Raw genomic sequence first — 13255 nt, 5'->3', positions numbered from 1 at the left:
ACGAAAACTACAGCGATGCGCCGGCGCGTGCGTCGCCGTCGGCGCCCGGCCCGGCGGCCGCGTCGGGCAGGCGGCGCCCGCGCGTTTCCGGCAGGAACCACACCGCGATCACGACCAGCCCGTACGCGATGCCCGCATCGATGCCGAGCGCCGTGCCGAGCGACAGCGATTCGCCCATGCGTCCGACCAGCACCGGAAAGATCGCCGACACGATGCGGCCGAAGTTGTAGCAGAAGCCGACGCCGCGCCCGCGCACGTTCTGCGGATACAGCTCGTTGAACAACGTGCCGAGCGTCGCCGGGATGCCGGCCGAGCACAGCCCGAGCGGAAACCCGAGCAGCAGCATCGCGACGTCGTTCAGCGGCAGGAACACATACAGGTTCACCATCACCGCGCAACACGCGGCGAACAGCATCACGTTGCGGCGCCGGCCGATCCGGTCCTGCAGGTACGCGCTCAGGAAGCAGCCGCAGATGAACGCGACGATCACGACCGCGAGATACGCGCCGGTGCCGAGCACCGACAGGTGCCGCTCGGTCTTCAGGTAGGTCGGCAGCCAGATCGTGATCGCGTGATAGCCGCCATGCGCACCGACGCCGATCAGGCCGCCCACCACCGTCGCACGCAGCACCGACCGGTCGAAGATGCCGACCGTCGGCCCATCGTCCGCGTGGGCAGGCGCCGGCTGCGCGCGCGGCGGCTCGGGAATCGAGCGGCGGATATACAGCACCAGCAGCGCGGGCAGCGCGCCGATCGCGAACAGCACGCGCCATGCCCATTCGGCCGGCAGCCACGCGAACACGATCATGTACAGCAGCACCGCCGCGCCCCAGCCGAATCCCCATGCGCTCTGCACGACGCCCATCGCCTTGCCGCGATGACGCGCGCCGACCGTCTCCGCGAGCAGCACCGCGCCCGCGGTCCATTCGCCGCCGAAACCGAGCCCCTGCAGCGCCTTCAGCACCAGCAACTGTTCGAAGTTCTGCGCGAATGCGCTCAGGAACGTGAAGGCGGAGAACCAGCACACGGTGATCTGCAGCGCCCGCACGCGCCCGTAGCGATCGGCGATCACGCCGGCCAGCAGGCCACCGAGCGCGCCCGACACGAGCGTCGCGCCGCCGATCAGCCCGGCCTGCCCCTTGCCGATGCTCCAGGTCGCGAGCAGCGCCGGGATCACGAGGCTGAACATCTGGGTGTCGAGGCCGTCGAGCGCCCAGCCGGCAAAGCAGCCGCGCAACGTGCGCCGTTCGGTCGTCGAGAGTTCGCGCATCCAGTTCAACGGAGGTCTCCTCGTGTTGTCGCCGTGCGCCGCCTGATCGCGCCGCTACCGGAGGCGCGGCCTGTATCGACGACGCCCGATGTGCATCCTATGAATCATTTGGATAATTCGCTACTATGTTTCGAATAATTATTCATAACACCCGCTTATGGAAATCAGGCACGTCCGCTACTTTCTCGCGATCGCGGATTCCGGCAGCTTCACGCGCGCCGCCAGCGAGCTCGGCATCGCGCAGCCGGCACTCAGCCAGGCGCTGAACCGGATGGAAAAGGAGCTGGGAGTCCGGCTGTTCGACCGGTCGCGGCGCGGCGCGACGCTCACGCCGGCCGGGCTCGCGATGGTCGACGACCTGCGCCTGAGCATCGCGCGGCTCGATGCGGCCGCGCACCGGGCGGGCGAGATCGGCGCACAGCGCGCCGGGCGCCTGACCATCGGCTTCGTCAGTGCCGCGCTGTTCGACACGCTGCCGCGCGCGATCCGCGCGCTGCGCGAGAGCACGCCCGACGTCGAGCTCGTGATGAGCGAGATGAGCAATGCCGAGCAGGCGATCGCGCTCGAGCGCGGCGAAATCGACATCGGGCTGCTGCATACGCCGGTCGCGGTCAACGGCAGGATGCGCGAGAAGCTGATCCGGCGCGATCCGCTCGTCGCGGTGCTGCCGAAGGAGTTCCCGCGCCAGCCCGACGGCACGGTGACGCTGTCCGATCTCGCAGCGGCCGGCCTCGTGTGGTTTCCGCACGATCAGCTGCCGCTGATCCGCGCGGGCATCCTCAGCGCGTTCCGCCAGGCCGGGCATCCGGTGGACATCGTGCTCGACGTGAACCGCACGCTGACCGTCGTCGCGTGCGTCGCGGCCGGGTGCGGCGTGTCGCTGCTGCCGCGCTCGATTCACGCCTTCTCGTTCGACGGCGTTGCCTACAGCCCGATCCGCGACGGCGCCGGGCTGCCGAATTTCGAACTGAGCGCGATCTGGCCCGCCCGCTCGCGCCCGACGCTCGCGGACCGCTTCGCCGCGCTGCTGCCGTCGGCCGAGATGCGCGCCTGAGCATCCGGCGCGCCGGGCCGCCCCCGCGGCGGCGGCCGCCGCATCCCGTAAACGGCACCCCTCGCGTCGCCCGCCGTCCGGTAACGGACCGCGGGCGATGTGCATGGTGCGAACAGGGTCCGCTCACGCCAATGACGGCCCTGCCCGCTGCGGCGCGCACGGCCACGAATCTCGCGAGCGCAATCAGGCCGGCTGCGCCCTTCGCGCCGGCGTCCCGATCGAGCGCGTGCCACAGCCCCGTGCCGTCCGGCGAAGCGCCCGCATTGAACGAGGTTGGACTGGATAGCGTGTACGCCGATTCGGGAAACACGAAAAGTCGCAGGCCGTGTCACGGCGTGTCGAGCACGCCTGACTGCGACACAAACACCGGCTTTCCGCGTGCGTCGATCAGCGCGGCCGTGAGCGTCGCGCGATCCGCGCGCTGCGCGACGGCGAACGGGCCCCCCGCCACGCGCTGCGTCAGCACGAGACCGTCCAGCCCGACACCGGTCAGCCCGCCGCCGGTCGCGACGAGATCCGTGATCGAACTACGCGTGCCCGTGTGCTGCGCGGTCCACGTCGTGCCGCCGTCGCGGCTCTCGAACAGGCTGCCGAGCAACCCACCGACCACGATCCGGCCGTCGGGCATCGCCACACCCGACCACAACGTGCCCTTGCCGCCCGTCGGCAGGTAGGTCCAGTTCGCGCCGCCGTCGGCCGACTTGAGCACCATCCCCTGTTCGGACACGATGTAGAGCGCATGCGTGGCGTCGGCGAACGCGTGATAGAGATTGCGGTCGGCCTTGCCGCCGCCCGGCGGCTTCGGCAATGGCGTGCGCGCCCACGTCCTGCCGCCGTCGTGGGTCTGCAGCATCAGCGACCACAGGCCGACCGCGATGCCGTCCTGCGCATTCGTGAACAGCACCGAGAACAGCGGCTGGTCGACCGACGTATCGAGCCGTTGCGTGACCCAGGTATCGCCGCCGTCATCGGTCGAGAGAATCGCGCCCCACTGGCCGACGGCCCAGCCGTGCTTCGCATCCGCGAACGACACGGCCGACAGCGTCGCCGACACCGGCACGCGCCGCGCCTGCCGCCAGGTCCTGCCGTCGTCGTCGGACAGCAGCACGATGCCGTGCTCGCCGACCGCGACGATCCTCGACCCGGCACGGGTGGCGTCCATCAGCATCATGTGCGTCGGCGCGGCCCACGCATGCGCGGGCTGCGCGGCCCAGGCCGCAACCGTTCCGTCCGGCGGTTGGGCGAAGGCCGTCGCGGCGGCGCAAAGCGCCATAGAGGCAACTAACGTCTTGATCATCGTGAATCTCTGTCGTGTGTGCGGGCATCAGTGGTTGAAGAGCGCCGACCAGCCGGCATGCGCTTCGCCAAGCGCAACGACCGGCGGCATGCCGGCGCCCTGCGCGGCGTTGCCATCGTTCGACGACGGCGCGATGCCCGGTTCGCCGGCCGTGGCATGGCGCACGCCGACATGTCTCGCGTCGGTCGCGACCGCATGAACGAAAGCGGTCCGGTCCGCGACCGCTCCATGGAATCGGGCAAAGGATGCGGCTGCGATACACAGTGCGCCGCAGGCAACCAGGGTCTTGACCATGACTGAATCTCCGTCAGGATGCGCGTCGGGGTCAGTGGCTGAACAGGCCCGGTGCACGGGCCGGCTTGCGGCGCGGGAACACGCGTTCGAGCAGCGACGCGAGCGCGGGCAGCGCCGTCATCGCCATCACGAGGTTCACGATGAACATGAACGCGAGCAGCTTGCCCATGTCGGCCTGGAACTTGAGCGCGGAGAAGCTCCACGTCGCCACGCCGATCGCCAGCGTGATCGCGGTGAAGATGGTCGCCACGCCGACTTCGAGCATCGCGTGCTGGACGGCCTTCACGATGTCCTGCCCGCCCGCGAGATGCACCTGCAGCCGGTTGTAGATGTAGAACGCGTAGTCGACGCCGATGCCCACCGCCAGCACCATCACCGGCAGCGTCGCGACCGTCAGCCCGATCTGCAGCGCCTTCATGAACCCGTAGCCGATGAAGGTCGCGACCGACAGCGGCACGCAACACGCGAGCATCGCGCGCCAGTCGCGGTACGCGAGGAACACGAGGATCAGGATCGCCGCGTACACGTACAGCATCATCGGCAGCTCGCTTCTGGCGACCTCGTCGTTCGTCGCGGCGAGCACCCCCGCATTGCCGGCCGCCAGCCGCACCGTGATGCCCGGGAACGGATGCGCGGTGCGGTACTGCTTCACGTCGTCGAGGATGCGGTTGATCGTCGTCGCCTTGTGATCGGTCAGGAACAGGTGCACGGCCGTCATGCTGCAGTCTGCCTTCATGAACCCCTTCGCGCGCCCGACGTCGACCGACACCGCACCGTAGTTCCCGGCATCGATCGGCACGACGTTCATCTTCGGGAAGTCCTCGTTGTAGCCCTGGTTGTAGGCGCGCAGCATCGACGCGTACGACTGCACCGACACGACACCCGGCTCGGTGCGCATCGCGGCCGAGAAATCGTCTTCGTACAGGCCGACCGCCGGGTTGTCGCAGGCCTTGCCGTTCGATTCGATCGCGACCGTCAGCCAGTCGAGGCCCATGTCGTAGTTGCCGGCGATCGACGTCGCGTCGCGATTGAAGCGCGCGTCCGCACGCAGTTCCGGCGCACCCGGCTGCAGCGTGCCGATCACGCGGTCGCGGCTCTGCCATGCCGCGAGCCCGAACACCATGACGGTCAGTACGACGGCGGCGCCCGCATACTTCGGTTCGGCGACACGCGCGAGCGGCCGCAGCCATTCCGCACGGCGCTCGGCGCGCTTCAGCGCGCGGTCCGCATACGCGTTGCCGAAGTTGAAGCACGATGCGGCGACCGGCAGCAGGATCAGGTTCGTGACGATCTTGTACTCCACGCCGAGCGACGCGGTGATCGCGAGCTCGCGCACCATCGGGATCGGAATCAGCAGCAGCGTGACGAACGACACGAACGCCGTCACCAGCGCGAGCACGCCGGGGATCAGCAGCCCCCGGAAGCTGTGGCGCGCGGCGTCGTACGAGCTGTGCCCGTGCGCAATCTCGCGCACGATGAAGTTCACCTGCTGCACCCCATGCGACACGCCGATCGCGAACACCAGGAACGGCACCAGCACCGCGAGCGGATCGAGCCCGAAGCCGAGCAGCTTCAGCGTGCCGAACTGCCACACGAGCGACGTCAGCGAGCACGCAACCAGCAGCACCGTGAAGCGCACCGAGTGGCAGTACCAGTACACGGCGAGCGTGGTCAGCAGCAGCGCGATCGCGCAGAAGCCGAGCACGGCGGTCGCACCGTCGGCGATATCGCCGATCTGCTTCGCGAAGCCGATGATCTGGATCTCGTAGCCGGCATCCTCGAACGGCTTGCGGATCTTGCTTTCGAGCAGGTGATTGAACGCGACGTAGTCGAGCACCTTGCCGGCGCTGTCGCGCTCGTTCAGCTCGGCCGTGATCATCGCGCTGTCCTCGCCGTGCGACACGAGCGTGCCCACGTAGCCGCCGAGCGTCGTCGACCGGCGAATGCCCTGCACGCGCCCGGGCGTCAGCTGATCGGGCGTGATCGTGCCGGGAATGATCGGCTCCGCGCGAAAACCCTCGTCGGTCACTTCATTCACGAACGCGTTCGGCGTCCACAGCGAGCGCACGCCGATCCGGTCGACGTTCGGCAGGTACGTGACGGCCTGCGTGACGTCGAAGAGACGCGTCAGCCCTTCCTTCGACCAGATCGACCCGTGCTTCGCGCGCACGACCACCGTGATGCGGTTCGCGCCCAGCAGATCGTTCCGGTATTGCTGGAACGTGCGGATGTATTCATGCCCGATCGGCATCTGCTTTTCGAAACCGGCATCCATCCGCAATTGCACGGCGAACACGGCCATCGCGACCGTAAACAATGCGATCGCCGCGAGCACGAGCGCGCGATGACCGAAAAAGAGCCTTTCCAGGCGACCGACCAGACGATTGAGCACGACCTTACCCCTTCATGTATTGCGACGGCGCACGACGCACGCCGCCTGCCACCCGTCACCGTCAGAAATTCCGCGTGACGAACATCCCGACGAAATTGCGGTCCGCGTACGGCTGCCCGACCGTGTTGTGCCCGCCGAAGAACGCGGTGAAGTTGATGCCGGCCTGCCAGGTCGGCGGATTCTGGTTGAACAGCACGTAGACGTTCACCGACTTCGCGCCCTGCAGGTAATTCGCGGTGAAGGTCGGCGTGTAGCCGTACAGGCCATCGGAGAACGTCACGCCCGGCGTGACCTGCCAGCCGGGAATCAGCGAGCCGTCATAGGTCCAGTTGAAATCGATCGTCGCGCCCACCGAGCTCGCGGTGCCCTGCGCCATCCCGATCGGATAGCCGAGCCCCGAGCCGTTGTTCAGCCACGGCGCATAGCCGGCCTGCGGCGCCTGCGTGACGGTCTGCCCGTCGACGGTTCGCGTCACGCCGCTGGAATTCAACCCCGGGTAGTAGATCCACGTGAGTTCCCACGTCAGCGCGGCGGAATCGGCGCCGAGCAGCTTCAGGAACGGATATTCGCTGCGCGTGAGCGCGAGCAGGCCGTTGAGGTCGTACTGGAACTTCTTCTTGTCGACCCACTGCTGGCAGTCGACACCCGCCACGCCGTTCGTGACCGCATCCAGCGGGCCGCCCGCGCCGTAGCAGTTCGACAGCGCGACCGCGTCGCGCGGCCGGTACGACAGCTCGGTGCCGATTGCCCAGGGCCCGAGCCCGAAGTTCGCGCTCGCGCCGAACAGCTGGCGACTGCCGAGATAGGACGCCCGGATGCCGCCGGTCGCGAGCGAGGTCAGCACCGGCGACTTGTCCGTATAGTTTTCGTAGTAGAGCGCGAAGTTCGCATCGAACGAGCGCGGCGAGAAGTTGAACTTCACGCCGAACTGCGGCCGGTATTTCGCCGGCAGCGTCGTCGTGAGCGGCAGGCCGAGGTCGTTGAACGGCGGCCCCGCGTAGGCGCCGTTCACGAGTCCGTTCTTGATCGCGTTGACGGCATCCTGGTTGCCCGCGGCATTCGGGCCGCCGATCGCGTTCGCGATCGTACCCGCGCTCGGGCCGGCGACGTTCGGGTTGGTCGTGTTGATCGTGTACGGTTCGGCGCCACGCCCGACGATGTTCGACGTCGACCAGTACGACCCGACCGGCGGGTAGCGGTTGCCGTTCCACTGGAACTGGTAATACGCCTCGGTGCTGAAGCCGTGCGACAGGTCGGCGGCAAAGCTCGCCATCGGCGCCGGCAGCAGCGCCTGCTTGAGCTGCGAGCCGGGAATCAGCAGCTTCTGCACGTCGATCGAGTTGGTCGCGTTGATGCCGCTCTGCGCGAACATGCTCTCGCCCCAGTTGATCACCTGGTTGCCGATGCGCACGTGCGCATTCCGGTCCGCAATCGTGAAATCCTTCTCGGCCCACAGGTCGAGCAGTTGCGCGTTGTACACGACCTGCGCGGCCGCCGTGCTCGACAGCGGCGTGCGGTTCGTGTTCCCGGCCAGGAAGTCGTACATGCCGGTGCCGCGCACCATGAACTTCAACCCTTCGCTCGGCATCTTCAGCAGCAGTTCGCTGGTTGCGCTGATGTAGGTGCTGAACGGCTGGCCCTTGCGGTAGTTCAGGTCGCCGTTGTCGCCGAAGCCCCATTGATTCGTATTCGCGCCCGCGCCGCAGCCGAACGCATTCGGATCGCCGGTCAGCGAGCAGCTCGGGTTCTTGGTCCGGATGCCGGCGCCGGCCGTCAGGTTCGTGACCCACGAACCCTGCAGGTCGCCGCCCGCGGACGTGAACTGGTACCCGAACGCACTCGTGGCCGTCGCGCTCATCACGGCGAGTGAAATCGTAGTATGCCTAATCATTATTCTTGGTTTCATGACCTGTCTCCTCCCCTTGTCGGCGCCGGTGCGCGCCGCACGCGCACCGGTTCTTCACGCTAGGCGGTGTGCGTCACCGCTCGCTGACCGCGCGCAGCGATTCGGCCGTGTAGAAATCCGCCTTGAAACGCGGATCGTTCGCGCGTTCGTAGTAGCGGATGTCCTTGCCCTGGCCGATCGACGAACCGTCGAACACGTAGCGGCCGTTGTTCAGGTCGTACTGGACGAACGGCTGGTTGTCGCACGCGCCGCCCAGCTCGAACACCGGGATCGGGTAGCTTTCGCGCACCTTCCAGAGCTTGCCTTGCGCGTCGTAGTCTTCCGACGCAAGCGCGAGCCAGCTGTCCTCGTCGAGATAGAAGGTCTTCTTCGACGCGACGTGGCGCGCGCTCGGCTTGAGCGTCGCCTCGACGACCCACACGCGGTGCACTTCATAGCGCCGGTGCTCGGCGGAAATGCCGTTCGGCGTCGCGACGTCATGCAGCTTGCTCTTGAACGTGTACATGCCGAATGCGTTGTACGGCACGATCATTTCCTTCTTGCCGACCAGCTTCCAGTCGAACCGGTCAAGCGAGCCGTTGAACATGTTCGCGTCGTCGATCAGATACTGATTCTCGAAGCCGATCAGCGGCGCGTCGTGCGTATAGGCCGGCATGCGTCGCACGCGCCGCTGGCCGGGGAAGTAGTAGTACGTCTCCGAGTCCTTGTCGTAGTACTGACGCTGCACGAACGACTGCCCGGCGAGTGCGGCCGGCGAATTGATCGAGAAATAGACGGCCATGTTCATCTGGTCGACATCCTGCGGCGAGCTCTTGCCGAGCTTGCCGGCCGGCAGGTACACGGCCTGCGGGCCGATCCCGTCGATCCAGTCGCTGCTGCCCGGGCGCGGCGAGATCACGGTCGCGATCGGCGACCACTCGATCCCTTCGCCGCGATACCGCGTCTCGTAGTTGAGCATCGCTTCCGCGCCGGTCTTCGGTTGCGGGAACGGCACGCCGGGCAGCGCCGCCGACTGCAGCGACTGACCGTTCGCGGCCAGCTTCGCCTGCGTCAGGTTCGCTTTCGAGTTCTGTTCGGCCACATCGGGCAACTGGCATTCGCGGTGCGACGGATAGACGTCCATCCGGTAGCCCTTCAACTGCCTGATCAGCTGGATCTGGCCGGGCGACAGCTTGTCCGCGTACTTGTCGACGTTCGCCGCGTCGATCGAGTACAGCGGCTGCTCGTTGCGGTGCTTCCAGAAATCGCCGCGGACTTTCCCGTACTCCCAGCCCGACTGCGGCGCCTGGCGCCCGGCAAAGGCCGGCACGAGGCCGTCCTTGCTCGGCCCGCGCTCCGCGCCGGTCGCCGTGAGGTCCTCGGCCGCCGCACTGCCTGCGGCCAGCAACAACGCTGCCGCGACGGCGCTCAACGTTCCAATTGCATGCTTCCTGTTCATGGTTCTCGCTCCAAATCCCGCTCCGGTTGCCGGCAGTTGCCGGGCAACACGAAGCCGTCTCCACCATCGGCGCGATGGCGCGTTTTCCTGGAGGGCTGGCTTCACCGACCCTCGCAAATATGTCATATGACCTAGTTAGCGTTATACGCACGGCTATTTGATGCCACAAGTCGGGTGAAACCCTCGATGAAAAGGTTACGTATCGCGCAGGATAGCCAAGCTAATTCATGCGATTTTTCGCGTACCTATTGGATAATTACGTGATCATGTGTCGTTCATCGGCAAGTTGACACGTGTCATCCGCACGTTCGAATGGTTCACGCAGTTGCCTGATTCGCAACAATTAATAGGTTGATTGACCTTATTTTTGACGTCGCACACAGTCAAGTTTTGACGAAGGCGCGATGAAGGCAGAGGCAACGGGGCCCGCATCACCCGGACAAGGCGGCAAACACGCTTAAAATTTCGGGCATCGGTGATTGGACAGAACCGGCGCACGCGGGCGCCGGCGGCGTTCGCCGAGCCGGCCGGCATGCAGGGAAAAACCGCCCGGCTTGAGGCACTAGGTCGAATAACCTACAATCAGCCTTACATCCGAAAGCCCGGGCATGTGTTGCCCGCAGGAGGAGAAACTTCGATGGAACCGAAATCGACGAGCCCTGACGACATTCGCGCGGAACCGGCGTCGCCCCGTCGATCGGAACCTGCGCCGGACGCGAAAACGCCTGACGGTACGCGTGCGCTGACCCAGCGCGGCCGGCATACGGTCGCCCGCATTCTAGAGAGCGCGATCGACATCTTCATCGTCGACGGCTACGGCGGCCTGACGATGCGCAAGGTCGCCGCCGGCGCGGGGCTTGCGCTGTCGAACCTGCAGCACTACTTCCCTTCGCGCGAGGATCTCTACGCGACGATCATCAGCGAGACCATCGCCGAGTATTCGAGGAACTACGACAGCGTGCGGACCGACGAGACGCTGTCTCCCGAAGCACGACTGGAGAAAGTGGTCCGGATGCTGATCGAGGATGCGAAGCTGCCACGCACGCAAAGCCTGTTCGTGAACTTCTGGGCGCTCGCGCATGCGCACGAGTTCGCGCGGCAGACGATGGAAGACGCGTACCTGTTCCAGCGTCAGATAATTGCCGGCTTCGTGACGGCGGTGAATCCCGCTTTGACGCCGCAGCAACTCGCGCGCCGATCGGCATTGATCGCCGCGCAGATCGAGGGGCTGGGCGTATTGATCCCGCAGCGCAACCGCTTCCCGTCCGACATCAAGGGCATGGAAGACGAAACGGTGAAGGCCGTGCTCGCGGTGGCGGCGCTGCCGGGCTGAGCGCACGGCAACGCCGGGACGCCGGCGCCCCTCACAGACGGGCAATCGAAGCTCGCCGCCTACCCGCGCAGCACGCGCCGCGCCTTCAGGATCACCGGCATGTCGACCATCCTGCCGTCGAGCGCGACCGCCGCGCCGCCGCTCGCGTCGAGCGCATCGAGCACGCGCCGCGCCCACGCCCGTTCTGCGTCGGTCCACGCATACGCACGATGCACGGCGTCGAGCTGCTTCGGGTGAATGCACAGCTTCCCGCCGAAGCCGAACCGCCGCGCGTAGCGCGCATGCCGTTCGATCGCATCCGGATCGCCGATCACCGTCGACACGCCGTCGACCGGCGGTGCGATCCCGGCCAGCCGCGACGCCAGCACGATCCGCGAGCGGAACGCATTCAGTTCCTCCCCGTCACCGTCGATCCCGAGATCGACCTGGAAATCGAGCGTGCCGAATGCCACGCGCACGACGCGCGGCGACGTACAGACTTCATCGAGCCCCGCCATGCCGGCCGCCGTCTCGACGATCGGCAGCAATTCGAGCGCACGATGCGCACGCGCGAGCACCGCGCCGGCCTGCGCGCGCGTCTCGCATTTCGGCAGCATCACGCCGGCCGTGCCCGGATGCGCGGCGAGCGCCGCGACGTCGTCGGCGAACCACGCGGTATCGGCCGCGTTCACGCGCACCCATACGGGCCGTGCGGGATCGAGATGCGCGACGACCGCGTCGCGCGCCGCCGGCTTGCCGTCCGGCGGCACCGCATCCTCGAGATCGACGATCACCGTGTCGGCACCGGCCGCGCGTGCCTTTTCGAAACGCTCCGGGCGGTTGCCGGGAACGAACAGCCACGAACGGGCGAAAGGAGCGGCCGACGTCATGCCGATGCCTCCGGAAACAGCGTGCCGATCGCTTCGCACGATGCGACCTGCCATGCGTCGGCAACGAGCCGCTCGACTTCGACGGCTGACGCCGCGCCCGAGAACGCGGCCAGCTTGCCCACCTTCCGCGCGATCTCGTCGCGCGACAGCGTGTTGCCCGGATCGCCCTTCGGCTCGTCGACGCGGCCCGCGAGCGCGCGGCCGTCGCGCGTCGTGACCGTGACCTTGCCGATCCAGCGCGCCGGATATGCGCGGTCGACTTCGTCGTCGAACACCATCGACACGCGGTCGCGGAACGCGGCGACGTGTGCCGCCGCGTAATCGCGCTCGAATTCGTCGACACCCGCATGCCCGTGCAACGCAGCCAGCGCGAGCACGGTGCCCATGTTGAACTTCGCCTGATGCACGGTGCTCGGCACCGTGACCGCGCCGAGCACGTCGATCGCGCCCTGGTGCACGTGCGTGACGACCGTTTCGATATCGGCGATCGCGAGCCGCTCGCGCGCCATCACCGCGAGCAGCGCGTCGGCCGCCGGATGCGTATGACGGCACGACGCGTGATACTTGAACGACGTTTCCGCCGTCGCCCAGCGCTCGCCGAGCCGGTCGGTCAGCCGCGCGGGGTCCGCATCGGTCGACATCCCGGCCGCCATCCCCTGCGCGCCTTCGAGTATCCGCGTGGCGCCGCGAAATCCGTCGCGCGCGAGTTCGGCCGCCATCAGCCCGTTCGCGGCGGCCATCGCCGTATGCAGTTGCTTCGAATCGGCCGCGTCGCGCAGGAATTCCCACAACCCGCTCGCCTGCGTGCCGGCCGATCCGAACGCATCGAGCATCCGTTCCGGCGACAGGCCGAGCAGCCGCCCGGCCGTCGCGGCGGCCGCGACCGTGCCTGCGGTGCCGGTCGTATGGAACACCTTGTAGTGCGAGCGGCCGAGAAATTCGCCGACGCGGATGCCGACTTCATAGCCCGCCACCGCCGCCTCGATGAAGGCGCGGCCGCTCGCGCCGCGTGCCTGCGCCAGCGCGAGCGCGACCGGAAACACGACGGTCGCCGGATGGAACACCGACCCGTTGTGCACGTCGTCCTGCTCGGCGAAGTGCGATGCCGCGCCGTTCGTCATCGCCGCGAAATACGGTGTCGCGCGCGCGCGGTCGATCAGCACGTCGGCCGTGCCGGGCCCGCCGGCCGGGCCGCCCGCGCGGCGCGCGAATGCGGCGATCGTCTCGACCGGGCGGGCGCCCTTGCCGGCCAGCGCAGAGCCGAGCCAGTCGACATACAGGTTGACGGTGCGCGCGACGACATCGTGCGGAATCGCGTCGAAGCGCAGTTGCGACGCGAACGTCGCGAGCGTGAGGCCGGGGGCGGGAAGCATATTCGTCATCGTCGGTCGTGAAAGCGGAA

General features: G+C 67.3%; 11 protein-coding genes. 3 read left to right on the top strand and 8 right to left on the bottom strand.

Annotation, left to right across the window (positions count from 1 at the left end):
• Positions 1-7 precede the first annotated feature (7 nt).
• Positions 8-1270, bottom strand: coding sequence for an MFS transporter (locus AC5LXK_RS32035; RefSeq protein WP_493395082.1), 1263 nt, complete (start codon positions 1268-1270; stop codon positions 8-10).
• Between the two features lie 157 nt (positions 1271-1427).
• Here AC5LXK_RS32035 and AC5LXK_RS32030 point away from each other — a divergent pair, with 157 nt between their 5' ends.
• Entirely contained in the window at positions 1428-2324 is an 897-nt protein-coding gene (locus AC5LXK_RS32030) for a LysR family transcriptional regulator (RefSeq protein ID WP_493394630.1), read from the top strand.
• 328 nt (positions 2325-2652) lie between these two features.
• On the opposite strand, the gene AC5LXK_RS32025 is transcribed toward AC5LXK_RS32030, so the two are convergent.
• From AC5LXK_RS32025 to AC5LXK_RS32015, 3 genes are read right to left on the bottom strand one after another with little or no spacing between them, the layout of a single operon-like run.
• Complete coding sequence (locus tag AC5LXK_RS32025; RefSeq protein ID WP_493394629.1) at positions 2653-3621, bottom strand: WD40/YVTN/BNR-like repeat-containing protein; 969 nt, start codon at positions 3619-3621, stop codon at positions 2653-2655.
• A gap of 27 nt (positions 3622-3648) precedes the next feature.
• Positions 3649-3915 (bottom strand): hypothetical protein, encoded by a 267-nt coding sequence (locus AC5LXK_RS32020; protein ID WP_493394628.1) that lies wholly within the window; start codon positions 3913-3915, stop codon positions 3649-3651.
• 31 nt (positions 3916-3946) lie between these two features.
• Positions 3947-6217, bottom strand: a complete 2271-nt coding sequence (locus AC5LXK_RS32015) for an efflux RND transporter permease subunit (protein WP_493395081.1) — start codon at positions 6215-6217, stop codon at positions 3947-3949.
• Here AC5LXK_RS32015 and AC5LXK_RS32010 point away from each other — a divergent pair.
• Positions 6152-6385, top strand: coding sequence for a hypothetical protein (locus AC5LXK_RS32010; protein ID WP_493395117.1), 234 nt, complete (start codon positions 6152-6154; stop codon positions 6383-6385). The two genes, AC5LXK_RS32015 and AC5LXK_RS32010, sit on opposite strands and share 66 nt — an antisense overlap.
• On the opposite strand, the gene AC5LXK_RS32005 is transcribed toward AC5LXK_RS32010, so the two are convergent.
• A complete protein-coding gene (locus AC5LXK_RS32005; protein WP_493394627.1) occupies positions 6369-8213 on the bottom strand; it encodes a DUF1302 domain-containing protein in 1845 nt (614 codons plus the stop codon). The genes AC5LXK_RS32010 and AC5LXK_RS32005 overlap by 17 nt on opposite strands.
• A 73-nt stretch (positions 8214-8286) precedes the next feature.
• Positions 8287-9651 (bottom strand): DUF1329 domain-containing protein, encoded by a 1365-nt coding sequence (locus tag AC5LXK_RS32000; protein ID WP_493394626.1) that lies wholly within the window; start codon positions 9649-9651, stop codon positions 8287-8289.
• A gap of 637 nt (positions 9652-10288) precedes the next feature.
• Between AC5LXK_RS32000 and AC5LXK_RS31995 the strand changes: the two genes are divergently transcribed.
• Entirely contained in the window at positions 10289-10984 is a 696-nt protein-coding gene (locus tag AC5LXK_RS31995) for a TetR/AcrR family transcriptional regulator (protein WP_493394625.1), read from the top strand.
• A 59-nt stretch (positions 10985-11043) separates the two neighbouring features.
• Here the strand turns inward: AC5LXK_RS31995 and AC5LXK_RS31990 are convergent, their stop codons facing one another.
• Positions 11044-11853: an HpcH/HpaI aldolase/citrate lyase family protein gene (locus AC5LXK_RS31990; protein WP_493394624.1), complete on the bottom strand. Its 810-nt coding sequence runs from the start codon at positions 11851-11853 to the stop codon at positions 11044-11046.
• Positions 11850-13235: an MmgE/PrpD family protein gene (locus AC5LXK_RS31985; RefSeq protein ID WP_493394623.1), complete on the bottom strand. Its 1386-nt coding sequence runs from the start codon at positions 13233-13235 to the stop codon at positions 11850-11852. The genes AC5LXK_RS31990 and AC5LXK_RS31985 overlap by 4 nt, the downstream gene beginning before the upstream one ends.
• Between the last annotated feature and the right edge of the window lie 20 nt (positions 13236-13255).

This window comes from Burkholderia pulmonis, assembly GCF_984667975.1.
Note: the sequence above shows the minus strand (reverse complement) of the source record. Positions and strands in the feature narration are given on the sequence as shown.